The following is a 25,281-nucleotide window of genomic DNA, read 5'->3' on the forward strand; positions in this document are numbered from 1 at the left end:
ACGCCCGGTTACATTCCGAACCCGGAAGCTAAGCCTCACAGCGCCGATGGTACTGCAGGGGGGACCCTGTGGGAGAGTAGGACACCGCCGAACAATCTTTGGAGGACCCCTGGTCCCAGCGTTCACGCTGGGACCAGGGGTCCTTTCTTTTTTTCTGCGTCAAACACAACCCGAAGCGCGCCGGGTACCCGGCTGCGTGAGAATGACTTTGCGGTACCGAAGACAGGAGTCACCGATGTCCACCAACTCTCCCGACGAGCGTCCCGAGCGCGATCAGCGCGGCCGGGACAGTGGTGACCGCGGTGACCGTGGCGGACACCGCGGAGGCCCGCGCCGCAGCAACGACCGTGGTGCCTACGGGCGCCGGGACGACGACCGCGGTGGCTATGGACGCCGCGACGACCGTCGGGGCGGCGAGCGCAACGACCGCGGGGACCGCGGCGGTTTCCGCCGTGACGACCGGCGTGACGACCGCCGCGATGACCGGCGTGATGATCGGCGTGAGGGGGACCGTGGTGGTCACGGTGGTTACGGTCGTCGCGACGACCGCGACCGTGGCTTCCGCCGGGACAGCGACCGTCCGGCCTTCCGCCGGGACAATGACCGTCCGTCTCACCGTCGTGACGACGACCGTCCCTCTTTCCGCCGTGACGACCGGCGCGATGACCGAGGGGACGACCGTCGGGGTGTCCGTCGTGACGACGAGCGCGGTGGGTACGGCCGCCGTGACGACGATCGCGGTCACGGTCGGCGTGACGACCGCCGTGACGGTGACCGTGGCGGTTTCGGCCGGCGTGACGACCGCGGCGGTTTCCGCCGCGATGACCGCCGCGATGACCGGCGTGAGGGGGACCGCGGTGGTTACGGTCGTCGCGACGACCGCGACCGTGGCTTCCGCCGGGACAGCGACCGTCCGGCCTTCCGCCGGGACGACCGGCGCGAGGGTGAGCGCGGGGACCGTCCGGCCTTCCGCCGGGACAATGACCGCCCGTCCCACCGTCGTGACGACGACCGTCCGTCGTACCGTCGTGACGACCGGCGCGAGGGTGAGCGCGGGGACCGTGGCGGTTTCCGCCGGGACAACGAGCGTCCGGCCTTCCGTCGTGATGACCGGCGCGAGGGTGAGCGCGGGGACCGTGGCGGTTTCCGCCGCGACGACGAGCGTCCGGCCTTCCGTCGTGATGACCGGCGCGAGGGTGAGCGCGGGGACCGTGGTGGCTTCCGCCGGGACAACGAGCGTCCGGCCTTCCGGCGTGACGACCGGCGCGACGATCGTCGTGATGACCGGCGCGAGGGTGAGCGCGGGGACCGTGGCGGTTTCCGTCGCGACGACGAGCGTCCGGCCTTCCGGCGTGACGACCGGCGCGACGATCGTCGTGATGACCGGCGCGAGGGTGACCGCGGTGAGCGTGGCGGGTTCCGTGGCCGTGACGACCGTGGTGGGCGTGGCCCCCGTCGTGACGACCGAGGCGGCCGCCCCGCTGGTTTCCGCGGTCGGGACGACCGACGGGACGACCGGCGCGACGACCGGCGTGATGACCGCCGTGGCGGTGGCCGGTTCCGTGACGAGCGGGACCGCGACCGGGAGCCGATCAAGCGGCTGCCCATCCCGGAGGAGGTCACCGGGGAGGAGATCGACAGCGACGTGCGGCAGGAGCTCCAGAGCCTGCCCAAGACGCTCGCCGACGACGTCGCCAGGAACCTGGTGATGGTCGCCCGGCTCATCGACGAGGACCCCGAGGCCGCCTACGGCTACTCCAGGGTCGCCCTGCGGCTGGCCTCGCGCGTCGCCGCCGTACGGGAGGCGGCCGGGTTCGCCGCGTACGCGAGCCAGAAGTACAGCGAGGCGCTCGCCGAGTTCCGGGCGGCCCGCCGGATGACCGGCAACGTGGACCTGTGGCCCGTCATGGCGGACTGCGAGCGTGGGCTCGGCCGGCCCGAGAAGGCGCTGGACATGGCCGGTGCGCCGGAGGTGCACAAGCTCGACAAGGCCGGCCAGGTGGAGATGCGGCTCGTGGCGGCCGGCGCCCGGCGGGACATGGGGCAGCTCGAGGCGGCCATCGTGACGCTGCAGAGCCCCGAGCTGGCCTCCAACTCCGTCCAGCCGTGGACGGCGCGGCTGCGTTACGCCTACGCCGACGCGCTGCTCGCCGTCGGCCGTGAGGCGGAAGCGAGGGAGTGGTTCGCCAAGACCGTCGAGGCCGACCGGGACGGCAGCACCGACGCCTCGGACCGTCTCGCCGAGCTGGACGGCGTGGAGTTCACCGACGCGCTCGACGAGAGTGCCGACAGCGGCGAGGCCGCCGAGACGGAGAAGTCCGCCGAGAGCGCCGAGAGCGCCGACGGCGGCGTCCCGTCCCGTGAGGCGCGCGCCGAGTCCGCCGGGGACGGCACGTCCGACACGGCGGAGAAGGCCGGGAAGGCCGAGAAGGAAGAGGACGAGGCCGACGACGAGGACTGACGCAGTCGGTCACCGAGGGCAGGCACCCGGCCGCGGGGCCTGCCCTCTGTCGTGTCCGGATGAACCTGGCAAGGCCGGTCCGTCAGTGCCCGAGCCTCAGAGGTCGAGCGCGCGCAGCACCAGTCCCGAGGCCGGCTTGGGGCCGAACGACGTCGACTTCCGGGGCATCGTGACGCCCTGGCGGGCCAGGTCGCGCACGACCTCCTCGCGGACCGGGTGCATCAGCACGGCCGTGCCGCCGTCGCGCTCGGCCTTCCGTACCGTGGCGACCGTGTCGTGGATGTAGGCGATGCGGGCCGGATCGTCCTCGGCGATGTGCCAGACGTGTTCCAGGAGCGTGGCGTGCAGGACCGTCGCGTCGAGAGTGCGCCAGGCGGCCGGGCGGTCCGCGGGGATCGTGCGGGCCAGGAGAGCCGGATCCGGGCGGTCCACGAGGTGGAAGGAGCCGTCGCCGGCGAGCAGGAAGGCATTGCCCGCGCACGCGGCGTCCGCCAGGGCCTCCAGGGCGTCGGCGAGGGAAGCGTCCAGTCGCCGTACGCGGAACAGGCCGTCCAGCGCGGACAGCGCGTCGGCGACGGGCACGCCGTGCAGCAGGCGGTGGATGGCCCGGACCCGGAGCGGGTACCGGGCGGTGTCCACGAGGAGGACCAGGCCGTAGTCCCAGGCGCTGGGGGAGGCGTGCTCCGTGCGCAGCCGCCGGTAGGTCGCCCAGCGGTGGTGACCGTCGGCGATCAGGGCCTGGTGCTGGACCAGGTCCTCCTGGATCGCCGTCAGGTCCGCGGGGTCGGTGACGACCCACAGACGGTGGCTGAAACCGTCCTCGGTGGTCGTCGACAGCAGCGGAGGCTGTTCGGCGGTGCGTTCGAGAACCACGGTCGTGGCGGCGGTCGAGCCGTTGCCGCGGTAGGTGAGCAGCAGCGGTTCGAGGTTCGCGCTGGTCGCCCGCATCAGGGCGGCGCGGTCGGCGACGACGTGCGGCATCACGTCCTCGTGCGGCAGCACCACGCCCTCGGCCGGGTCCGACACGCGCAGTGCGCCGATCAGTCCGCGCTGGAGCATGCCGTTGCCGTCACGCTGCTCGTAGACGTACAGGCCGGGCTCGGGGTCGGCGGTCAGGACGCCCTCGGACAGCCAGCGACGCAGGGTCTGGGCGGCCTGCTCGTTGCGGGCGGTGGGCGTGCCGGCCTGGGGCAGGATAAGACGGACGATGTTGTGGGGGTCCGCGGACTGGAGGTGGTGCAGGCCGTCGGGGCGTACGACGACGTCGTACGGCGGTGACGTCACGGCGGCCAGGCTTCCGACCCGGTCGGGGTCGTAACGAAGGCCCCGGAACGGGGTGAGGTCCAGGCCTCGGCGCGGTGTTGCCGGTGAGTGACCTGCTGTGTTCATCCCGGCATCGTACGTGTGTCAGCGGCATGGGGGATGATCGGGTGAAAGCCGGTACCACGAGGAGCGATGCGGAATGAGTCAGGGCGTCAGGACGAGGCCCGAGGGCAGTGGACAGGCCCTGAGCGAGAGGTACGACACGGCCCTGCTCGACCTGGACGGGGTGGTGTACGCGGGAGGTGAGGCGATCACGCACGCGGTCGACTCGCTGGCCGCCGCCCGCGCGGGCGGCATGCACCTGGCGTACGTCACCAACAACGCCCTGCGCACCCCGGAGGCGGTGGCCGCGCACCTGACCGAGCTGGGGATAGCGGCGGAGGGTTCCGACGTGGTCACCTCGGCGCAGGCGCTGGCGCGGCTGATCGCCGGTCAGGTGCCCGACGGGTCCCGGGTCCTGGTGATCGGCGGGGAGGGGCTGCGGGTGGCGTTGCGCGAGCGCGGCCTGGAACCGGTCGAGTCGGCCGAAGACGACCCGGCGGCGGTGGCGCAGGGCTACGGCGGACCGGAGCTGCCGTGGGGGCGCTTCGCCGAGGCGTGTTACGCCATTCATCGCGGCGTGCCGTGGTTCGCCTCCAACACCGATCTGACGATCCCGAGCGCGCGCGGGATCGCGCCGGGCAACGGCGCCGCGGTGGAGGTCGTCCGGATCGCCACGGGCGCCGAGCCGCAGGTGGCGGGCAAGCCGTTGCCGCCCATGCACCGCGAGACGATCCTGCGCACCGGCGCGCGGCGGCCCCTGGTGGTCGGGGACCGGCTGGACACGGACATCGAGGGCGCGTTCAACGGCGGGGTCGACTCGCTGCTCGTGCTGACCGGTGTGACCGACGGGGCGCGGTTGCTCGCCGCGCCGCCGCACCACCGGCCGACGTATGTCGACGCCGATCTGCGGGGGCTGCTCACCGGGCAGCCGGAAATCACCCAGGAGGGTGACGGTTTCCGGTGCGGCGGGTGGACGGCGACGGCGGGGGCGGACCGGCTGGAGGTCAGCGGCGACGGGCAGGCGCTGGACGGACTGCGGGCGCTGTGCGCGGCGGCGTGGACGGCGGGCGGGGAGAGCGCGTGCGAACTGGACGGGGAGAAGGCGCTGACACGACTCGGACTGTGAGCGCGGGGTACCCCTTCGAGGTTCACCAGGTACGCGGCGTCGATGATTTGGCGAGGGTAGGCTAACCTAACCTGGTGTTGGTCGACAGTCCTCCCGAAGAGCGCGCGGCAGCCGCCGCCGCGCCCCCGACCCGTCGTGGGACACGAGTCGCCGGACTCCTGCTCTCCGCCATGATCATGGTGCTCGTCGCCCTGGTGAGCATCGCGGTGGGGGCGAAAGAGCTGTCCCTCGCCCAGGTCTGGCACGGTCTGTTCCAGGACTCGGGGACGTACGGCGACGTGGTGGTCGGCGAGCGGCTGTCCCGGACGGTCCTCGGTCTGCTCGCCGGAGCCGCGCTCGGGCTGTCCGGGGCCGTGTTGCAGGCGCTGACCCGCAATCCGCTGGCCGACCCGGGAGTCCTCGGCATCAACGCGGGCGCGTCGGCCGCCGTCGTCACCGCCATCACGTACTTCGGCGTGACCAGCCTGAGCGGCTACGTCTGGTTCGCGTTCCTGGGCGCCGCCGCCGTGGGCGCGCTGGTGTGGTTCCTCGGCGGCAGCCGGGGCGCCACACCGGTACGGCTGGCGCTCGCCGGCACCGCGATCGGAGCCGCGCTCTACGGCTATGTCCAGGCCGTGATGATCATGGACGACGCGGCGCTGGGCAGGATGCGCTTCTGGACGGTCGGCTCCCTGGCCTCCGCCACGAACGCGACCATCGTCCAGGTGCTGCCGTTCATGCTCGTCGGCACGGTCCTCGCCCTGCTGCTGGCCCGGCCGCTCAACGCCATGGCGATGGGCGACGACACCGCCCGCGCCCTCGGCGCCCATCTGAACCGCACCCGGGCGCTGGCCATGCTCGCCGCGACCGTGCTGTGCGGGGCCGCGACCGCCGCCTGCGGGCCCATCGTCTTCGTCGGGCTGATGGTGCCGCACGTCGTCCGTTCCTTCACCGGACCCGATCTGCGCTGGATCCTGCCCTACGCCACGGTCCTGTCGCCGGTGCTGCTGCTCGGCGCCGACGTGGTCGGCCGGGTCGTCGCCCGGCCCGCCGAGGTCCAGGTCGGGGTCGTCACCGCGATCATCGGCGGCCCGGTGTTCATCCTGCTCGTACGGCGACGGAGGACGGCCCAGCTGTGAAGACCACCCGGGCTCCCGGCGCCGCCCCCGCCTCCGGCGCCGCAGGCACTCCGCGTGCCACCGCCCGTACCACGCGGGCCGTCCGCGTCCCCGGCGGGCTGTCCTTCCGCCTCGACGCGCGGGCCTTCACCGTCGTCGTCCTGCTGGTGCTGGCCGCGCTCGCCGCGAGCGTCGTGCTGATCGGCACCGGCGACTTCCCGATCCCGGCCTCCGACGTACTGAGGACCCTCGTCGGCCAGGGCGACCGGGGCCAGGAGTTCATCGTCCGCGAGCTGCGGCTGCCTCGGGTCCTCGTCGGGCTGCTGGTCGGCGCCTGTCTGGGCCTGGGCGGCGCGCTGTTCCAGTCCGTCTCCCGCAATCCGCTGGGCAGCCCGGACGTGCTCGGCCTCTCGCAGGGCGCGACGGCCGGCGCGCTCGTGGTGATCGTCCTGTTCTCGGGCGGCGCCACCGCGGTCACCCTCGGCGCGCTCGTGGGCGGCCTGGTGACCGGGCTGGCCATCTACCTCCTGGCCTGGAAGCAGGGCGTGCACGGATACCGGCTGGTCCTGGTCGGCATCGGCGTCAACGCGGTCGTCACCGCCGTCAACGGCTACCTCATCACCAAGGCCGACTTCGTGGACGCGGCCCGCGCGGTCGTCTGGATGACCGGCTCGCTCAACGGGCGCGACTGGACCCAGGTCCGGCCGCTGCTCGTCCTGTGCGTGGTGCTCCTCCCGCTGGTCCTCGCCAACGCGCGCGGGCTGCGGATGCTGGAGATGGGCGACGACACGGCCTACGCCCTCGGGGTGCGCGTCGAGCGGGTACGGCTGGTGATGATGGGCTCCGCCGTCCTGCTCACCGCCGCCGCCACCGCCGCCGCCGGACCCGTCGCCTTCGTGGCCCTGACCGCGCCGCAGCTCGCCCGGCGCCTGACCCGCTCACCCGGCCCCAACCTGGTGCCCTCCCTGTGCATGGGCGCCGCCCTGCTGGTCACCGCCGACTGGGCCTCACAGCGCGCCTTCGGCGCCGACCAGCTGCCCGTCGGCGTGGTCACCGGCGTGCTCGGCGGGGGCTACCTGCTGTGGCTGCTGGTCACCGAGCGCAAGAAGGGCCGCATATGAGCACCCGCGGCACCGCAGTGAACGACCCGAGGAGCACCGTGAACCGTCTGTCCGCCGACAACGTCACCCTCGCCTACGACCAGCGGGTCATCGCCGAACAGCTGTCGGTGGAGATCCCCGACAACTCCTTCACGGTGATCGTCGGACCGAACGCGTGCGGCAAGTCGACGCTGCTGCGGGCGCTGTCGAGGATGCTCAAGCCCACCGACGGCCGGGTGCTGCTCGACGGCCAGGCCATCCAGTCGATGCCCGCGAAGCAGGTCGCCCGGACGCTCGGCCTGCTGCCGCAGTCGTCGGTCGCGCCGGACGGGATCACCGTCGGCGACCTGGTGGGCCGGGGCCGCTACCCGCACCAGGGCATCCTGCGGCAGTGGTCCGCCGAGGACGAGCGGGTGGTACGGGAGTCCATGGAGCGGACCGGGATCGCCGAGCTCGCCGAGCGGTACGTCGACGAGCTGTCGGGCGGTCAGCGCCAGCGCGTGTGGATCGCGATGGCGCTGGCCCAGCAGACGCCGCTGCTGCTGCTCGACGAGCCGACCACGTACCTGGACATCCAGCACCAGATCGACGTCCTGGACCTGTGCGCCGATCTGCACGAGGAGCAGGGGCGCACGCTCGTCGCCGTGCTGCACGACCTCAACCACGCCGCCCGCTACGCCACCCACCTCGTCGCGCTGCGCGGCGGCAGGGTGATCGCCCAGGGCGCGCCGAACGACATCGTCACGGCCGGCCTGGTGGAGGAGGTCTTCGGGCTGCGCTGCCAGGTCATCGAGGACCCCGAGACCGGGACGCCGCTGGTGGTGCCGGCCGCGCGCAAGGCACGGGCCGGTCTGCCGGCGGGCGCGCGCGGCGCCGTCGCCGCGGAAGCCTCCTGAGCGGCCTCCCGCGCCGGCCCGCGGGCCCGGACTTCCCGGGCCCCGGGCTCATCGCCCCGGACCTCCCGGGCCGGGCCGCCGCACGGCGGCTGCGCCGGCCGACCGCCGCGCGGGGACCGGGTGCGCGGGTGCGGCGCGCTACAGCAGCTTCCGGAGGCGGAACAGGTCCAGCAGGCTCGCCTCCAGCTTCACCCGGCCCGAACCCCAGGCGGTGGCGAAGTTCAGCTCGCCGCCGACCAGCGCGAGCAGGTCGTCGCCGGTCATGGCGAGCCGTATCTGGGCCTTCTCGGGCGGCCCGCCCCGCACGGTGTCCCGCACGTCGATGCGACCGCCGGTCAACCGGCCGACGAAGGTGACGTCGAGGTCCTTGATGTGGCAGCTCACCGAGCGGTCCAGGGCGGCCGCCTCGCGGACGTCCCCCTCGGCGCTCGTCATGTTGTCCGAGAGCTTCTCGAGTGCGGTACGGCACTCCTCGATCGTGGCCATCGGGACCGACGGTACCCCAGGGCTTCGCGATAGCGTCTGGGCATGAGCGACTCTGTGACCGGGACGGAGGCCCCGGCGGAAACCGCGCCGGCCGAGGGCGAGGCGCCGGAACCCGCCGACGACCCCGCCGCGCCCGCCCCTCTCGACGTCCCCCGCACGCCCACCGGCGACGCCGGCGTCGACGCGGCCCTGGAACGGCTCGGTGACGCCGATCACCTCGCCACCGACGGGCACGTGGAGGTGTACGAGGATGTACACCGGGGGCTGCGCGACGCGCTCACCGCGCTCGACGCCCGCCCGGGACCTCCGGTTCCCGTCCGTGACCCGGGGGCCGGCCCCCGATGAGACCCTTCGGGTCACACCGTCTCGACCGCCGTACCGACACAGGAGCTGAACCGAACGTGGCAGGAGTCGCACGCCGCCGTCTCGACGCGGAGCTGGTCCGCCGCAAACTCGCCCGCTCGCGCGAGCACGCCAGCCAGCTGATCGCCGCCGGGCGGGTCACCGTCGGCAAGACCGTCGCGACCAAACCCGCCACGCAGGTGGAGACCGCCGCCGCCATCGTCGTCTCGGCCGACGACAGCGACCCAGAGTACGTCTCGCGCGGCGGCCACAAGCTGGCCGGCGCACTGGCGGCCTTCGTGCCCCAAGGACTCGTCGTCCAGGGACGGCGGGCGCTGGACGCCGGCGCCTCCACCGGAGGCTTCACCGATGTGCTGCTGCGCGCGGGCGCCGCGCACGTCGTCGCCGTCGACGTCGGATACGGACAACTCGCGTGGTCTCTCCAGCAGGATGAACGCGTCACCGTCAAGGACCGTACGAACGTACGCGAGCTGACGCTGGAGGCGATCGACGGAGAACCCGTGGGGCTGGTCGTGGGAGATCTGTCCTTCATCCCGCTCGGCCTGGTGCTGCCCGCCCTGGTGCGGTGCGTGCGGCCGGACGCCGATCTGGTGATGATGGTCAAGCCGCAGTTCGAAGTGGGCAAGGAGCGGCTGGGCAGCGGGGGTGTCGTACGGAGTCCGGAGCTGCGGGCGGAGGCCGTGCGGGGCGTTGCGGGCCGGGCGTGGGAACTGGGGCTCGGGGTGCGGGGCGTGACCGCGAGTCCGCTGCCCGGTCCGTCCGGCAATGTCGAGTACTTTCTGTGGCTGCGTGCCGGGGCGCCCGCCCTGGACCCGGCCGACGTTGACCGTGCAGTGGCGGAGGGGCCGCGTTGACACAGACCCAGGCTCGGACACAGACCCGGGCTCGTACCGTTTTCCTGCTGGCGCACACCGGCCGGCCGGCCGCCGTCCGCAGTGCCGAACTGGTGGTCAAGGGGCTGCTGCGCTCCGGGATCGGTGTGCGCGTCCTGGAGGCGGAGGCGTGCGACCTGCCGCTGCCCGGCGAGGTGGAACTGGTGGGGGAGGCCACGCCGCAGTGCCTGGACGGGTGCGAGCTGCTGATCGTCCTCGGCGGTGACGGCACGCTGCTGCGCGGCGCGGAGTTCGCCCGCGCCTCGGGGGTGCCGATGCTGGGCGTCAACCTGGGCCGCGTCGGGTTCCTCGCCGAGGCGGAGCGGGACGATCTCGACAAGGTCGTCGACCGGGTGGTGAGCCGGGCCTACGAGGTCGAGGAGCGCATGACCGTGGACGTGGTCGTGCACCGCAACGGGGACGTGGTGCACACCGACTGGGCGCTGAACGAGGCGGCCGTGCAGAAGGTGTCCGCCGAACGGATGCTGGAGGTCGTGCTGGAGATCGACGGGCGGCCGGTGACGGGTTTCGGCTGCGACGGAATCGTGTGCGCCACCCCGACCGGGTCCACGGCGTACGCCTTCTCCGCCGGCGGGCCCGTGGTGTGGCCGGAGGTGGAGGCGCTGCTGATGGTGCCGATCAGCGCGCACGCCCTGTTCGCCAAGCCGCTGGTCACCTCGCCCGACTCGGTGCTGGCCGTCGAGGTGCTGCCGCACGTTCCGCCGGGGGTCCTGTGGTGCGACGGGCGGCGCACGGTCGAGCTGCCGCCGGGCGCCCGGGTGGAGGTGCGGCGCGGAGCGGTGCCGGTACGGCTGGCCCGGCTGCACCACGCGTCGTTCACCGACCGTCTGGTGGCCAAGTTCGCCCTGCCGGTCTCCGGGTGGCGCGGCGCGCCGCACTAGCGGGCGTACCGGCGTACCGGCGTACCGGCGTACCGGCGTACCGGCGTACCGGCGTACCGGCGTACCGGCGTACCGGCGTACCGGCGCGTCGGAAACGAGTGGGCGGGGCGGCGGTAACGGCCCGCGGCCCACCCGGTCGGGTGGGGCGGCGTCGGACAACGCGAGGAAAACCTCGTATGGTCGGGGTCGTGTTGGAGGAGATGCGGATACGGTCGCTCGGGGTGATCGACGACGCGGTCGTCGAGCTGTCGCCCGGCTTCACCGCCGTCACGGGTGAGACGGGCGCGGGCAAGACCATGGTGGTCACCAGCCTGGGGTTGCTGCTGGGCGGGCGCGCGGACCCGGCGCTCGTGCGGATCGGGGCCGGCAAGGCGGTCGTGGAGGGACGGGTCGCCGTGCCCCCGGGCGCCGCGGCGGTCGTCCGCGCGGAGGAGGCCGGGGCCGAGCTGGACGACGGTGCGCTGCTGATCAGCCGTACCGTGTCCGCCGAAGGACGCTCACGGGCGCACCTGGGCGGGCGGAGCGTGCCCGTGGGGCTGCTCGCCGAGCTCGCCGACGACCTGGTGGCCGTGCACGGGCAGACCGACCAGCAGGGGCTGCTGAAGCTGACCCGGCAGCGGCAGGCGCTGGACCGGTACGCGGGCGACGCCGTCGCCGTGCCGCTGGCCAAGTACACCGGGGCCTACCGGCGGCTGCGGGCCGTCTGCGCCGAGCTGGAGGAGATCACCACGCGGGCGCGGGAGCGGGCCCAGGAGGCCGACCTGCTCCGCTTCGGCCTCGACGAGATCGCAGGGGTCGAGCCGCGCGCCGGCGAGGACGTGGAGCTGGCCGAGGAGGCGGAGCGGCTCGGCCACGCCGAGGCCCTGGCGTCCGCCGCGACGGTCGCGCACGCCGCTCTCGCGGGCAACCCGGAAGACCCCGAGGGCATCGACGCGGCGACCCTCGTCGCGGGCGCCCAGCGGGCCCTGGAGGCGGTGCGCGCGCACGACCCGGCGCTGTCCGCCCTCGCCGACCGGATCGGCGAGATCGGCATCCTGCTCGGCGACGTGGCCGGGGAGCTGGCGGGCTACGCCGACGACCTGGACGCCGATCCGCTGCGGCTGGCCGCGGTGGAGGAGCGGCGGGCCGCGCTGACCGCGCTGACCCGCAAGTACGGCGAGGACGTGGGAGCCGTGCTGGCCTGGGCCGAGTCGAGCGCCGCGCGGCTGACCGAGCTGGACTCGGACGACGAGCGGATCGGGGAGCTGACCGCCGAGCGGGACGGGCTGCGCGCCGAGCTGGGCGGCCTGGCGCAGGCGCTCACCGACGCCCGCACCGAGGCCGCCGAGCGGTTCGCCGCCGCCGTGACCGCCGAGTTGGCCTCCCTGGCCATGCCGCACGCGCGCGTGTCGTTCGACATCCGGCGGACCGAGGACCCGGACGGAGTCGAGGTGGACGGCCGGACGGTCGCCTACGGGCCGTCCGGTGTCGACGAGGTCGAACTGCTGCTCGCCCCGCACCCGGGCGCGCCGCCCCGGCCGATCGCCAAGGGCGCCTCCGGCGGTGAGCTCTCGCGCGTGATGCTGGCCGTCGAGGTGGTGTTCGCGGGCACGGACCCGGTCCCGACGTACCTCTTCGACGAGGTCGACGCGGGCGTCGGCGGCAAGGCCGCCGTGGAGATCGGGCGGCGGCTCGCCAAGCTGGCGCGGACGGCGCAGGTCGTCGTCGTCACGCATCTGCCGCAGGTGGCCGCCTTCGCCGACCGGCAGCTGCTGGTGGAGAAGACCGACGACGGCTCGGTGACCCGGTCGGGCGTGAAGGTGCTGGAGGGCGAGGAGCGGATCCGGGAGCTCTCCCGCATGCTGGCCGGCCAGGAGGACTCCGAGACGGCCCGCGCCCACGCCGAGGAACTGCTCGCCACCGCCAGGGCGGATCTGTAGGGCCGCGCGGCGAGGGCTGCGTAGGCTGGCGGGATGATCACGCGTCCCGCCGTCTCCCTCGCCCTGGCCGCCGGACTCGCCCGCGCCGGAACCGCCGTTCTGCGCGCCGCCGCGCCCGGTGGCCGACGGCGCTGGGAGCGGACCAACCACGCGGGCCGCGCCGTGGGGCTGTACGCCGGACCGGCGGCGGCCCTGGCGGCGGCGGTCGCCGCCGGACGGGTGCGGCCGGCCGCCGGGTTCGCCGTGCTGGCCGCCGGCGCCTGCGGCGCCTACGACGACATCGCCGGGGCCGGCGACCCGCGGCGCGGGTTCCGGGCGCACCTCTCCGCGCTGCGGGACGGCGAGGTCACCAGCGGGGCGGTCAAACTGTTCGGCATCGGCGCCGCCGGGCTGCTCGCCGGGGCGCTGCTGAAGGAACGGCCCGTCGACAGGCTGCTCGCCGGTGTGGTGATCGCCGGGGCCGCGCACACCGTCAACCTCGTCGACGTGCGCCCCGGGCGCGCCGCCGGCGCGGTGCTCGCGCTCGCCGCGCCCGGGCTGCTGCGGCGCGGGCAGGGGGCGGAACTGGCCGCCGTGGCCATCGGGGCCGCCGCGGCCGTCCTGCCCGACGACTTGGGGGAGCGCGCCATGATCGGTGACACGGGGGCGCACGCCCTGGGCGCGGCCCTGGGCGCGGCGACCGTCGTGTGCAACGGGCGCGCCGGGCTGCTCGCGCATGCGGTCGCCTTCGTGGCGGCGGCCGTCCAGGGCGACCGGGTGAGTGCGCTCGCCCGCTCCCTCTGACGGCACCGGCGCGCGCGGGCCAGTGCGCCACTTTCACTCATGTGAGTGACCCTGCCCGTCGTGTCGGCCCGTCACCACGCGCCCGCCGTCCCGTGGCGTGCCCGGAACACCCGTACGTACTGGCATCCTTGGGGCGGGGGCGGCACGCGGAGAGGCGCGCGCGGTTCGGCCCTCGCCCCGACACCCCGTGCACGATCTTCGGTACGTTTCCCCGTGACCACCCGGCGCCGGCCCAGCGGACGCCGAACCATCCGACGCCGCACCGCCCGACGCCCAGCGTCCGACGCCCAGCATCCGACGCCCAGCATCCGACGCCCAGCATCCGACGCGAACCATCGACGCCGAAACAGGAGCCCCGGCCGCGTGAGCCCCGTGAGCAGCCACGTATCGCACGGTCAGTCGCCGCTGCGCACCGTGCAGGTGCTGGGCGGCGGCAACGCCGGCAGCAGCGCGCACGTACGTTCGCTGGCCGCGGGCCTGGTCGCGAGGGGCGTGCGGGTCACGGTGTGCGCCCCTACAGAGGTCGACCGCGCCTACGGCTTCGTCGAGGCCGGGGCCTCGCACGTCCATGTGCCGCGCAGCAGCGACCCGGTGTCCGTGGCCGCGCTGCGGACGGTGTGCGCGGGCGCCGACCTGGTGCACGCGCACGGCCTGCACGCCTCCTTCCGGGCGGCCCTGGCGCTCAGCGGCCGTCACACCCCGCTCGTGGTCACCTGGCACAACCACGGCCACGCCGAAGGGCCCCGAGCGCACCTGCTGCGCGTACTGGAACGGCGCGTGGTCAAGGCCGCCACCGTCGTGCTCGGCACCACCTCCGAGCTGGTGGACCGGGCCCGCGGCCGCGGCGCCCGGGACGCCCGGCTCGCCGCGGTCGCCGTGCCGCGGCCGCGTTCCGGATACGAGCACCCGGACCGCCCGTGCCCCAAGGTGCGTGCCGAACTCGGCTGCACCGGGCGGCCGTTGCTCATCTCCGTCGCCTCCCTGGACCCGCACCGTGGCCACGAACTGCTGCTGGACGCCGCCCGCGCCTGGCGGTCCGCGGACCCCGTGCCGCTGGTCGTGATCGCGGGGGAGGGGCCGCTGCGCACGGTGCTGCAACGACGGATCGAGGACGAGCGGCTGCCCGTGCGGCTGCTCGGACGGCGCGACGACGTCGGCGAACTCCTCGCCGCCGCCGACCTCGCCCTGCTGCCCGGCAGCGGGGAGGCCCGCTCCGTGCTCGCGCAGGAAGCCCTGCACGCGCGCGTGCCGCTGGTCGCCGCGCGGACCGGCGGCATCGCCGAACTCGTCGGCGCCGCCGCCGAACTCGTCCCGCACCGCGATCCGGAGGCGTTCGCCGCCGCGGTCGTACGGCTGCTGGGCGACCCCGAACGCCGGCAGGCGCTGCGGGAACTGGGCACCCGGCAGGCGGCCACCTGGCCCACCGAGGACGAGACCGTCGCCCAGGTGCTGAGCGTGTACGACGAGTTGACCCAGCCCAGGCCCCTCGGCCAGCGACTGGTCACGGGCTAGCACCCCCGGGGGTGCCTCCTGCTCGAAGAAGCTCGGGGGAGTGCGGGCCCCGGGTTCTCGTACGGGACGTACTCGGGCTTCCGGCCGGCGCGGCCAGTGGCGGCCCCCTGCTCGAAGAGCTCGGGGGAGTCGTGCCGGGCCTCGCGACGGGGCGAACGTCGCCTGTTCGCGGAGCTAGGGCACGTGCCGGCGGGCGCGCAGGGCGAGGCTCAGCGCCAGCACCGTCTGCGGGTCGTCGAGGTCGGTGCCCAGCAACTCTCCGATGCGGGCCAGACGGTTGTAGAGCGTCTGCCGGTTCAGATGGAGCTCGCGGGCCGTCTCCGCCTTGCGGCCCGCGTGCGCCAGATACGTCTGCAGGGTGGGCAGCAGCGGTGGCCTCGACCGACTGTCGTGGTCCTGGAGCGGACCGATCGCACGGTCCACGAAGGCCGCCAGGTCCGGATGGTCGCGCAACCGCCACAGCAGCAGGTCGATGTCCAGACGGCGGGCGTCGTACCAGGCCCGTTCCGGCAGCCCCTGTGCCGCCGTCGCCGTCTCGGCCGCGTGCCGCAGCCCCGCCGAGGCGGCCGCCCAGCCGCCCGCGACACCGACCACCACCACCGGTGGCTGCGCGCCCGGCCGGTGCAGACCGGCCCGTTCCACACCGGCCCGCAGCGCCGCCGCGACCCGGTCCGCGACCGCCGCCCGCTCCGCCTCCGAGCGCAGCCCGACCAGCAGCGGCACCCTGCCCTCCACCGGCCGAACGCCCAGCAGCACCGGCACTCCCACCGCGGCCAGCTCCTCGGCGACCGCCCGCGCCAGCACCGCCCAGCCGCCGCCGGGCGCCAGGATGTCCCCGAGCCGCATGACCACGGGCAGCAGCGGGCTGCCGCCCGGCTTGAATCCGAGGACGCGGGCCTGCGCCGGGGCGTCCTCGGCGGCGATCCGGCCCTCGGCGAGGTCGGTGAGGAAGTCGCCGCGTCCGCGCGCCGCCAGTTCCTCCTCCTGGCGGGCCTGCATCAGCACCACGGCCAGGATGCCCGCGGCCCGTTCGGCGGTCATCCGGTGCACCGGGGCGAGCGGCGAGCGGACCGGCAGCAGTACCAGCCGGGCACGGACCGCACCCGTGCCGGGACCGCCGCCGGGCACGTCCACCAGGACCGAACCGGTCGGGGGCGGGGCGTCCTTGTGCTGGCCGCGCAGCCCCTCCCAGACCTGGAGCGGATCGGCGCCCTCGGGTCCGGAGCCGGCCGCGTACAGCAATCGGCCGTCCGGCGTCTCCAGGAAGACCGGGTTGGCGGCGGAGTCGGCCAGGATGGCCAGGACCTGCGGCACCCCACCGCCGCCGAGCAGCGCCTCGGTGCACCGGCGGTGCACCTCCTCGGCGCGCTGGAGCAGTGCGTAGTGGCCGTTGACGATCTCCGTGTGGATCTCCTCGGTCACCGTCACGAACGGCACCTCGCGGTGCAGCTGGACGAGCGGGAGACCGGCGCTGCGGGCCGTCTCGACGAGGGCGGCGGGCAGCCGCGCGAAACGGGGGCCCAGCTCCACCACGAGGGCCGCGATGCCGCGCTCGGCGAGGGTGCGGACGAACGCGCGCTGGTCGGCGGGACGGGTGCCCAGACCGTAGCCGGTGGTCAGCAGCAGTTCGCCGCCCTTGAGGAGGGAGGCGATGTTGGGGACCTCGCCGGCGTGCACCCAGCGGACGGTGCGGCCCAGCCGGTCGGCGCCGGCCATGATCTCGGGCAGCCCGCTGCGGAGGCCGGGGAGTTCGAGGGCGCGCTGGACGGTGATCCCCGCGCCCTCGGTGTCGAGTCTGCGGTCCATGAAAGCGGACGCTACCCGTGGCCACGTCGCCGGGGCAGCCTCGGGTGACCGGAGTGCGGCCCCCGCTCGCCGCCCGGCGGCCGGGCTCAGCCTCCGTACGCCCCGCTCGCCGTCAGGCGCAGGGCCGTGTCGATCAGCGGCACGTGGCTGAAGGCCTGGGGGAAGTTGCCCACCTGGCGTTGCAGCCTCGGGTCCCATTCCTCGGCCAGCAGCCCCAGGTCGTTGCGCAGGGACAGCAGCTTCTCGAAGAGCTTCCGCGCCTCGTCGACGCGGCCGATCATGGCCAGGTCGTCGGCCATCCAGAACGAGCAGGCCAGGAAGGCGCCCTCGTCGCCGGGGAGGCCGTCGACGCCCGCGTGTTCGCCGTCGGTGGGATAGCGCAGGATGAAGCCGTCCGGCGTGGACAGCTCGCGCTGGATCGCCTCGATGGTGCCGATGACGCGCTTGTCGTCCGGCGGCAGGAAGCCCATCTGCGGGATGAGGAGCAGGGACGCGTCCAGCTCTTTCGAGCCGTAGGACTGCGTGAAGGTGTTGCGCTCCTCGTCGTAACCCTTCTCGCACACGTCCCGGTGGATCTCCTCGCGCAGGTCCTTCCAGCGCTCCAGCGGGCCGTCGACGTCGCCGGACTCCATCAGCTTGATCGTGCGGTCCACCGCGACCCACGCCATGACCTTGGAGTGCACGAAGTGGCGGCGCGGCCCGCGCACCTCCCAGATGCCCTCGTCCGGCTCCTGCCAGTGCTTCTCCAGGTAGCGGATCAGCTTCAGCTGGAGCAGGGAGGCGTAGTCGTTGCGGGCCAGGCCCGTCATGTGGGCCAGGTGCAGCGCCTCGGTGACCTCGCCGTAGACGTCCAGCTGGAGCTGGTGCGCGGCGCCGTTGCCCACCCGGACCGGCGCGGAGTTCTCGTAGCCCGGCAGCCAGTCCAGCTCCGCCTCCCCGAGCTCGCGCTCGCCGGCGATGCCGTACATGATCTGAAGGTTGTCCGGGTCGCCGGCGACGGCCCGCAGCAGCCACTCGCGCCAGGCGCGCGCCTCCTCGCGGTAGCCGGTGCGCAGCAGCGAGGACAGGGTGATCGCCGCGTCGCGCAGCCAGGTGTAGCGGTAGTCCCAGTTGCGCACCCCGCCGATGTCCTCCGGCAGGGAGGTGGTCGGGGCCGCGACGATGCCGCCGGTGGGGGCGTAGGTCAGGGCCTTCAGCGTGATCAGGGAGCGGACCACGGCCTCGCGGTACGGACCGTGGTACGTACAGTGCCCCACCCACTCGCGCCAGAACTCCTCCGTCGCCTCCAGCGACTGCTCCGGCTCCGGCAGCGGCGGCGGCTCCTTGTGCGAGGGCTGCCAGGAGATGGTGAAGGCGATCCGCTCACCGGGGGCGACGGTGAAGTCCGCGTAAGTGGTCAGCGACTTTCCGTAGGTCTCCGCCGTCGTGTCGAACCACACCGAGTCCGGGCCCGCGACCGCCACGGTCCGCGACTCGTGCCGGTGCACCCACGGCACGACCCGGCCGTAGGAGAAGCGCATGCGCAGCGCCGAGCGCATCGGGACCCGGCCGGTGACGCCCTCGACGATGCGGATGAGCTGCGGGGCGCCGTCGCGCGGGGGCATGAAATCGGTCACGCGGACCGTGCCGCGCGGGGTGTCCCACTCCGATTCCAGGATCAGCGAGTCGCCGCGGTAGCTGCGCCGGGTGGCCGCGGGCGGCTCCGAGCCGGCCGGGTACGCGGGGCCGAGCCGCCAGAAGCCGTGCTCCTCGGTGCCCAGCAGACCGGCGAAGATGGCGTGCGAGTCGAAGCGGGGCAGGCACAGCCAGTCGACTGTCCCGTCCCGGCAGACCAGGGCAGCGGTCTGCATGTCTCCGATGAGTGCGTAGTCTTCGATGCGCCCGGCCACGTGCAACTCCAGTCGAACGGCCACGTCACCCCGCAAGAAGGGGGTTTTCGCTTAGTGAGGTCAGGGGGTCTTGTAGTGCGTCGTCGAGCGGTGCGGCAGACCGCCGGCCGGCCCTGTGGCTAGACGACGATCCTTGCTCAAACCATTGCTCAACGAACTGACGAGCTCTTGTTGTTCCGGTGTGTACGGGCGGGGGTGGTGCCGTGTTGCCGGTCGCGCTCGGCAGCGAGTGTCCGAGCAGGATACGACGCACCAGGATGATCCGCGTGCCGCTCCGGACAACCCGCCTGTGCCGAACGGGTGAGTGCCGGGTGAGGAAACCTTGACCGGTACGCGTCCGTGTCGGCGTGAGCGCGGAGCGTGGCCGGAAGCCATCCCCGTCCGGCGCTGATACCCTGGTAGCCCGTGGACCGGTGGGCTCGTAACCCCCGAACCGCAGCGACGGCACCCCAGCCGGAAAACCCGGGTTCCCCGGGCCGGACAGCCGTACCGCACGAACAATCCGCGACCACGGGAGCCCCCTCTTGGCCATGCCGCCGAAATCTACGACGACCAAGCACATCTTCGTCACCGGGGGTGTCGCCTCCTCGCTCGGCAAGGGCCTCACCGCCTCCAGCCTGGGCATGCTGCTCAAGGCCCGGGGCCTCAGGGTCGTGATGCAGAAGCTCGACCCGTACCTGAACGTCGACCCGGGCACGATGAACCCCTTCCAGCACGGTGAGGTGTTCGTCACCAACGACGGCGCCGAGACCGACCTGGACATCGGTCACTACGAGCGCTTCCTCGACCGTGACCTGGACGGGTCCGCCAACGTCACCACGGGCCAGGTCTACTCCACGGTGATCGCCAAGGAGCGGCGCGGCGAGTACCTGGGCGACACCGTCCAGGTCATCCCGCACATCACCAACGAGATCAAGCACCGCATCCGCCGGATGGCCACCGACGAGGTGGACGTCGTCATCACCGAGGTCGGCGGCACCGTCGGCGACATCGAGTCGCTGCCGTTCCTGGAGACCGTCCGCCAGGTCCGCCACGAGGTCGGCCGGGACAACGTCTTCGTCGTCCACATCTCGCTGCTGCCCTACATCGGCCCCTCCGGCGAGCTGAAGACCAAGCCGACCCAGCACTCGGTGGCCGCGCTGCGCAACATCGGCATCCAGCCGGACGCGATCGTGCTGCGCTGCGACCGCGAGGTGCCCACCGCGATCAAGCGGAAGATCTCCCTGATGTGCGACGTCGACGAGGCCGCCGTCGTGGCCTGCCCCGACGCCCGCTCCATCTACGACATCCCGAAGGTCGTGCACTCCGAGGGCCTGGACGCCTACGTCGTGCGCAAGCTCGACCTGCCCTTCCGGGACGTGGACTGGACGACCTGGGACGACCTGCTCGACCGCGTCCACAACCCCGAGCACGAGATCACCCTCGCCCTGGTCGGCAAGTACATCGACCTGCCGGACGCCTACCTGTCGGTGACCGAGGCGCTGCGCGCCGGCGGCTTCGCCAACAAGGCCAGGGTGAAGATCAAGTGGGTCACCTCCGACGACTGCAAGACCCCGGCCGGCGCCAAGGCACAGCTCGGCGACGTCGACGGCATCTGCATCCCGGGCGGTTTCGGCGACCGCGGTGTGCTCGGCAAGGTCGGCGCGATCCGCTACGCCCGCGAGAACAGGATCCCGCTGCTCGGTCTCTGCCTGGGCCTGCAGTGCATCGTGATCGAGGCCGCGCGCAACCTCGCCGACATCTCCGACGCCAACTCCACCGAGTTCGACCCGGCCACCGCCCACCCGGTGATCTCCACCATGGCCGAGCAGCTCGACATCGTCGCCGGTGAGGGCGACATGGGCGGCACCATGCGGCTCGGCATGTACCCGGCCAAGCTGGCCGAGGGCTCGATCGTGCGCGAGGTGTACGACGGCAAGGAGTACGTCGAGGAGCGGCACCGCCACCGCTACGAGGTGAACAACGCCTACCGCGCCGAGCTCGAGAAGAAGGCGGGCATCCTCTTCTCCGGCACCTCCCCGGACGGCAAGCTCGTCGAGTACGTCGAGTACCCGCGCGACGTCCACCCGTACCTGGTCGCCACCCAGGCGCACCCCGAGCTGCGCTCGCGGCCGACCCGCCCGCACCCGCTGTTCGCGGGTCTGGTGAAGGCCTCGGTCGAGCGGAAGATCTCCCAGTAACACACACGGTTGTACGGTTGCCGGGGTGCGCGTCCGAAGGGCGGGCACCCCGGTTCCGTGTCGCGGGCACGCGGCAGTACGCGGCAGTACGTGTGGGAAGGACAGGGCATGACGATCAAGGACACCCCGGAGGAGTGGGAGATCCGGGGCACCGAGACCCCCTTCACCGGGAAGAAGACCTCGGTCCGCACCGACGACGTGGTCATGCCCGACGGGTCCGTGGTCCGTCGCGACTACCAGGTCCACCCCGGTTCCGTGGCGGTCCTCGCCCTGGACGACGAGGACCGGGTCCTGGTCATCCGCCAGTACCGCCACCCCGTGCGCGAGCGGCTGTGGGAGATTCCGGCCGGCCTGCTCGACGTGCCCGGCGAGAACCCGCTGCACGCCGCCCGGCGCGAGCTGTACGAGGAGGCGCACGTCGAGGCCGAGGACTGGCGGGTGCTCACCGACGTGTACACCACCCCGGGCGGCTGCGACGAGGCGGTCCGGATCTTCCTCGCCCGTGGCCTGTCCGAGGCGAAGGGCGAGCGCTTCGCGGCCGAGCACGAGGAGACCGACATGGAGCTGGCGCGGGTGCCGGTCGGCGATCTGGTGCGCGGCGTGCTCGCGGGCGAGCTGCACAACAACTGCCTGGTGGTGGGCGTGCTCTCGCTGGTGGCCGCCCGCCAGGGCGACGGGCTGGACGCCCTGCGGCCGGCCCAGGCGCCGTGGCCGGCGCGCCCCTTCGAGTCCTGAGCCCGGCCGTCCCGGCACCCTCCACGCGGACGCCCCGCGCGTTCCGGGCCCGGCCGTCCCGGTGACCTCCGGCCGGACGCCCCGCGCGTTCCGGGCCCGGCCGTCCCGGTGACCTCCGGCCGGACGCCCCGCGCGTTCCGGGCCTGGCCGTCCATGTCCGGTGTGACCATCGCTTGATCCGATCGAGCGATGTGTCCGCCCCGCTCCGCCGGGAACGTCGCAGAGCGTCAACTAGGCTCTGTCAACGCCCGCACCGGAGACCCGGCGGGCTTGCGCGTGCGGTGGGACGGGAGTGTGGCCCGTGACGGATCAGGCGGTGGACGCAGGTGGCGCGGACCTGTCGGGAGACCACCGGTCACCGGCGGCCACGAACAGCCGCTTCCTGGGCCGCACACGGGAGTTGAAGGAGCTGCGCGCCGACATCGAGCGGGCCGGCCTCGACACCATCTCCGGCCGCAAGGCCCCCCGCGCGCGCGTGCTCCTCATCGCCGGCCGCCCCGGCTGCGGCCGCACCGCGCTCGCCGAGGAGCTGGTACGGCAGGTCGCGGAGCGTTACCCGGACGGTGTGCTGCGCGCCCGGCTCGCCGAGCCCGACGGCACCCCCGTGCCGGTCGGACGCGCGGCCGCCGGCCTGCTCACCGCCCTCGGCCTGCCCACCCCGCCCGGCGCGGCCGAGGAGGACCTGACCGAGGCCCTGCGCGACGCGCTCGCCGACCGTCGCGTGCTGCTCCTGCTCGACGACGCGGCCGACGCCGAGCAGGTCGACCCGCTGCTGCCGGACAACGCCGACTGCCTGCTCGTCGCCGTCTCCCGGGGGCCGCTCACCGGCATCGCCGACGTACGCCCCTGCACCCTCGGCGGTCTCGACACCAAGTCCGGGGTGGAGCTGCTGGCCCAGCGCATCGACCCGGTGCGCATCACCGTCGACCCGCGCGCCGCCGAGCACCTGGCGGAGGTCTGCCAGGGACACCCCGCCGCCCTCGTCCTGGCCGGCGGGTGGCTCGCCGCCCGCCCCAAGGCGACCGTCTCCGACCTCGCCAAGCAGCTGCACGCCGATCCCGCCGAGGGCGCCGCGCTCGAGCGCGTCCTCCGGCTCGTCCACGACTCCCTGCCCGGCTCCGCCGCCCGCATGCTGCGCCTGCTCGCCCTCGCCCCGGCCGGCGACGTGGACCCGCAGACCGCCTCCGCGCTCGCCGGCTGCTCGCTGGAGAGCGCCCGGGACCTGCTCGACGACTTCACCGCCCTCGGCCTGCTGCGGACCGTGCCCTCGGCGCTGCCGCGCTACGAGGTCCCCGGCTGTCTGCAGCCGCGGCTGCTGGCGCTCGCCGAACGCCAGGACCGCCCCGCCGAGCTGCAACTGGCCCGGGCCCGGATGCTGGAGCGGACCGTACGGCTGCTGCAGTCCTGCCGCGTGATCACCGAGACCGACAGCCCCGAGACCCGCGAGCGGCTCAAGGGACTGCCGCCCGGCCTGCGCTTCCCCACCCCGCGGGCCGCCGAGGAGTGGCTGCTGGAGCGCCGCGAGGCCCTGCTCGCCGCCGCCCGGCTCGCGGTGGCCGACGGGGAGCTGGACACCCTGGCCCGCCGTCTGATGTCCCAGCTGGTGCGGGCCATGGTCGCCCACTTCGGCACCCAGGCCGCCGCCGGCGACCTGTACGGCATCCACCGCCTGGTCCTCGACGTGGCCCGGCGCCGGCACCTGCCCCGGGAACAGGCCGCCGCCCTGCTGAACCTCGCCGACCTCGACGCCCGCACCGGCCGGACGGCCGACGCGCTGGCCCGTTACCGGGCCGCGCTGGACGCCGGACGCGCGGCGAACGACCCGTACGCCACCGGCCGCGCGATGGAATCCGTAGGCGGCGCCCACCAGGAGCTGGGCGACTACGACAGGGCGGCCGACTGGTTCGGCCGGGCCCTGGCCCAGCGCCTGGCGCGCGGCGAACGCGAGGACGCCGCCCGGCTGTACGGCCGGATCGCCACCGCGCACGCCTACGCGGGCCGCTACGGCGAGGCGCTGCGCAACTGGCGGGCCGCCGTCGCCGCGCACCGCAAGGCGGGCGATGTCGCCGCCCAGGCAAGGGCGTTGAGCGAACTGGCGCGCGTCCAGGAGTACGCCGGACGGCCCGCGGAGTGCCTGCGCACCTGCCAGGAGGCCGTCGAACTGGCCCGGCGCGCGGCGGACGCACGGTTGCAGGCGGCGCTGCAACTCCGGCTCGCCGACACCCTGGAGCGCCTCGGCGACCCGGCCGCGGCGGGCCTGCACCGCGGGGCGGCCGAACGCATGCTCGGGGACGAGATCCGGCCGCCCGGCCCCGCCGCCGCCGGGGCCGGGGAGGGCGGCCGGGGCGGCACACCACGGGAACATGGAGCTAACGCCTGCGAAATCCGCAGCGCATCCAGTGAAGATTGATGCAATGAAAGGCTAGACAGCGCGAACACCTTCATTAAACTGGCTCTGCCGCTCGTTCTCCTGCGGTGTCTCCTGGTATGCCCGTGCGTGCCGGGGTACGTCTTGTATTGCCCCCACATTCCCTGAGCCAAGGACCGTGATCGACGTGAAGGTCGGCATCCCCCGCGAGGTCAAGAACAACGAGTTCCGGGTGGCCATCACCCCCGCCGGCGTGCACGAGCTGGTGCGCAACGGCCACCAGGTCGTCGTCGAGCGGAACGCCGGCGTGGGCTCCTCGATCCCGGACGCCGAGTACATCTCGGCCGGCGCCCAGATCCTGGAGACGGCCGACGAGGTCTGGGCCGCCGCCGACCTGCTGCTGAAGGTCAAGGAGCCCGTCGCCGAGGAGTACCACCGCCTCCGCAAGGACCAGATCCTCTTCACCTACCTGCACCTGGCCGCGTCCAAGGAGTGCACCGACGCCCTGCTGGAGTCCGGCACCACGGCCATCGCCTACGAGACCGTCGAGCTGCCGAACCGCGCGCTGCCGCTGCTCGCCCCGATGTCCGAGGTCGCCGGCCGGCTGGCCCCGCAGGTCGGCGCCTACCACATGATGCGCGCGGCCGGCGGTCGCGGCGTGCTGCCGGGCGGCGTCCCGGGCGTGCCGGCCGGCAAGGCCGTCATCATCGGCGGCGGCGTCTCCGGCTGGAACGCCGCGCAGATCGCCATCGGCCTCGGCTTCCACGTGACCCTGCTCGACAAGGACATCAACAAGCTCAAGGAGGCGGACAAGATCTTCGGCACGAAGATCCAGACCGTCGTCTCCAACGCCTTCGAGCTGGAGAAGGCCTGCGTCGACGCCGACCTCGTCGTGGGTGCCGTCCTCATCCCGGGCGCCAAGGCCCCCAAGCTGGTCACCAACGAGCTGGTCTCCCGGATGAAGTCCGGAAGTGTCCTTGTCGACATCGCGATCGACCAGGGTGGCTGCTTCGAGGACTCCCACCCGACCACGCACGCCGAGCCGACCTTCAAGGTCCACGAGTCGGTGTTCTACTGCGTCGCCAACATGCCCGGCGCGGTGCCCAACACCTCCACCTACGCGCTCACCAACGCCACGCTGCCGTACATCGTCTCGCTCGCCAACAACGGCTGGGTCGAGGCGCTGCGCCGTGACGCCGCGCTCGCCAAGGGCCTCAACACCCACGACGGCAAGGTGGTTTACAAGGAGGTCGCCGAGGCACACGGTCTGGAGCACGTCGAGCTGGAGACCCTGCTCGGCTGACGGACGGCCGCGTCGTCGCCAAGTCGCCATCCGGGGAAAGGCGATACGTCAACAGATGTCGTCAACCCCACACGCCCGGCCGGACCTTGCCCGACAAGGTCCGGCCGGGTGTGTGTAT

Annotated in this window: 21 protein-coding genes and 1 rRNA gene; 17 read left to right on the plus strand and 5 right to left on the minus strand. The window is 73.5% G+C overall.

The features are described 5' to 3' along the window. Positions 1-93: ribosomal RNA gene (rrf, locus tag ACF061_RS28990) — 5S ribosomal RNA — on the plus strand; the annotation flags it as partial. Positions 94-229: 136 nt separating this feature from the next. Here rrf and ACF061_RS28995 read toward each other — a convergent pair. Then, positions 230-745: a hypothetical protein gene (locus ACF061_RS28995; RefSeq protein WP_392269940.1), complete on the minus strand. Its 516-nt coding sequence runs from the start codon at positions 743-745 to the stop codon at positions 230-232. Here ACF061_RS28995 and ACF061_RS29000 point away from each other — a divergent pair. Further along, entirely contained in the window at positions 726-1,709 is a 984-nt protein-coding gene (locus ACF061_RS29000; RefSeq protein WP_392269941.1) for a hypothetical protein, read from the plus strand. The two genes, ACF061_RS28995 and ACF061_RS29000, sit on opposite strands and share 20 nt — an antisense overlap. Next, entirely contained in the window at positions 1,646-2,461 is an 816-nt protein-coding gene (locus ACF061_RS29005) for a hypothetical protein (RefSeq protein WP_392269942.1), read from the plus strand. Before ACF061_RS29000 ends, ACF061_RS29005 begins: the two co-directional genes overlap by 64 nt. A gap of 96 nt (positions 2,462-2,557) precedes the next feature. Here the strand turns inward: ACF061_RS29005 and ACF061_RS29010 are convergent, their stop codons facing one another. Continuing rightward, the gene (locus ACF061_RS29010; protein ID WP_392269943.1) at positions 2,558-3,850 is read right to left on the minus strand and encodes a DUF1015 domain-containing protein; all 1,293 of its coding nucleotides are present in this window, start codon (positions 3,848-3,850) and stop codon (positions 2,558-2,560) included. A 73-nt stretch (positions 3,851-3,923) separates the two neighbouring features. Between ACF061_RS29010 and ACF061_RS29015 the strand changes: the two genes are divergently transcribed. From ACF061_RS29015 to ACF061_RS29030, 4 genes are all read left to right on the plus strand, one after another. Continuing rightward, on the plus strand, positions 3,924-4,952 hold the full coding sequence (locus tag ACF061_RS29015; protein WP_392269944.1) for an HAD hydrolase-like protein: 1,029 nt from the start codon (positions 3,924-3,926) through the stop codon (positions 4,950-4,952). A 74-nt stretch (positions 4,953-5,026) separates the two neighbouring features. Beyond that, complete coding sequence (locus tag ACF061_RS29020; protein WP_392269945.1) at positions 5,027-6,070, plus strand: FecCD family ABC transporter permease; 1,044 nt, start codon at positions 5,027-5,029, stop codon at positions 6,068-6,070. A 98-nt stretch (positions 6,071-6,168) separates the two neighbouring features. Further along, the gene (locus ACF061_RS29025) at positions 6,169-7,170 is read left to right on the plus strand and encodes a FecCD family ABC transporter permease (RefSeq protein WP_392270065.1); all 1,002 of its coding nucleotides are present in this window, start codon (positions 6,169-6,171) and stop codon (positions 7,168-7,170) included. After that, positions 7,167-8,045, plus strand: a complete 879-nt coding sequence (locus tag ACF061_RS29030; protein ID WP_392269946.1) for an ABC transporter ATP-binding protein — start codon at positions 7,167-7,169, stop codon at positions 8,043-8,045. The genes ACF061_RS29025 and ACF061_RS29030 overlap by 4 nt, the downstream gene beginning before the upstream one ends. 138 nt (positions 8,046-8,183) lie before the next feature. Here the strand turns inward: ACF061_RS29030 and ACF061_RS29035 are convergent, their stop codons facing one another. After that, a complete protein-coding gene (locus ACF061_RS29035; RefSeq protein ID WP_392269947.1) occupies positions 8,184-8,531 on the minus strand; it encodes an SCP2 sterol-binding domain-containing protein in 348 nt (115 codons plus the stop codon). Between the two features lie 42 nt (positions 8,532-8,573). Here ACF061_RS29035 and ACF061_RS29040 point away from each other — a divergent pair, with 42 nt between their 5' ends. The 6 genes from ACF061_RS29040 (at position 8,574) to ACF061_RS29065 (ending at position 14,882) form a co-directional block, all read left to right on the plus strand. Next, positions 8,574-8,876 carry a hypothetical protein gene (locus ACF061_RS29040; protein ID WP_392269948.1) on the plus strand — a complete coding sequence of 101 codons (303 nt, stop codon included), beginning with the start codon at positions 8,574-8,576 and terminating at the stop codon, positions 8,874-8,876. 56 nt (positions 8,877-8,932) lie between these two features. Then, positions 8,933-9,748 carry a TlyA family RNA methyltransferase gene (locus tag ACF061_RS29045; protein WP_392269949.1) on the plus strand — a complete coding sequence of 272 codons (816 nt, stop codon included), beginning with the start codon at positions 8,933-8,935 and terminating at the stop codon, positions 9,746-9,748. Continuing rightward, positions 9,745-10,668 (plus strand): NAD kinase, encoded by a 924-nt coding sequence (locus tag ACF061_RS29050; RefSeq protein WP_392269950.1) that lies wholly within the window; start codon positions 9,745-9,747, stop codon positions 10,666-10,668. The genes ACF061_RS29045 and ACF061_RS29050 overlap by 4 nt, the downstream gene beginning before the upstream one ends. Positions 10,669-10,844: 176 nt before the next feature. Next, on the plus strand, positions 10,845-12,587 hold the full coding sequence (gene recN, locus ACF061_RS29055) for a DNA repair protein RecN (protein ID WP_392269951.1): 1,743 nt from the start codon (positions 10,845-10,847) through the stop codon (positions 12,585-12,587). A gap of 33 nt (positions 12,588-12,620) precedes the next feature. Then, complete coding sequence (locus ACF061_RS29060) at positions 12,621-13,370, plus strand: hypothetical protein (protein ID WP_392269952.1); 750 nt, start codon at positions 12,621-12,623, stop codon at positions 13,368-13,370. A 363-nt stretch (positions 13,371-13,733) separates the two neighbouring features. Beyond that, positions 13,734-14,882, plus strand: a complete 1,149-nt coding sequence (locus ACF061_RS29065) for a glycosyltransferase family 4 protein (protein ID WP_392269953.1) — start codon at positions 13,734-13,736, stop codon at positions 14,880-14,882. 174 nt (positions 14,883-15,056) lie between these two features. Here the strand turns inward: ACF061_RS29065 and ACF061_RS29070 are convergent, their stop codons facing one another. Both ACF061_RS29070 and ACF061_RS29075 read right to left on the minus strand, forming a co-directional pair. Beyond that, positions 15,057-16,688 (minus strand): PucR family transcriptional regulator, encoded by a 1,632-nt coding sequence (locus ACF061_RS29070; RefSeq protein ID WP_392269954.1) that lies wholly within the window; start codon positions 16,686-16,688, stop codon positions 15,057-15,059. Positions 16,689-16,774: 86 nt separating this feature from the next. Next, positions 16,775-18,577: a glycoside hydrolase family 15 protein gene (locus ACF061_RS29075; protein ID WP_392270066.1), complete on the minus strand. Its 1,803-nt coding sequence runs from the start codon at positions 18,575-18,577 to the stop codon at positions 16,775-16,777. Between the two features lie 530 nt (positions 18,578-19,107). Here ACF061_RS29075 and ACF061_RS29080 point away from each other — a divergent pair. From ACF061_RS29080 to ald, 4 genes are all read left to right on the plus strand, one after another. Then, entirely contained in the window at positions 19,108-20,757 is a 1,650-nt protein-coding gene (locus ACF061_RS29080; RefSeq protein ID WP_392269955.1) for a CTP synthase, read from the plus strand. A 108-nt stretch (positions 20,758-20,865) separates the two neighbouring features. Next, positions 20,866-21,492 (plus strand): NUDIX domain-containing protein, encoded by a 627-nt coding sequence (locus ACF061_RS29085; protein WP_392269956.1) that lies wholly within the window; start codon positions 20,866-20,868, stop codon positions 21,490-21,492. A 301-nt stretch (positions 21,493-21,793) separates the two neighbouring features. Next, on the plus strand, positions 21,794-23,902 hold the full coding sequence (locus ACF061_RS29090; protein ID WP_392269957.1) for a tetratricopeptide repeat protein: 2,109 nt from the start codon (positions 21,794-21,796) through the stop codon (positions 23,900-23,902). A gap of 136 nt (positions 23,903-24,038) precedes the next feature. Further along, on the plus strand, positions 24,039-25,163 hold the full coding sequence (ald, locus tag ACF061_RS29095) for an alanine dehydrogenase (RefSeq protein ID WP_392269958.1): 1,125 nt from the start codon (positions 24,039-24,041) through the stop codon (positions 25,161-25,163). Positions 25,164-25,281 lie beyond the last annotated feature (118 nt).

It is taken from the genome of Streptomyces sp. NPDC015220, from assembly GCF_043079345.1.
Taxonomy (GTDB): domain Bacteria; phylum Actinomycetota; class Actinomycetes; order Streptomycetales; family Streptomycetaceae; genus Streptomyces.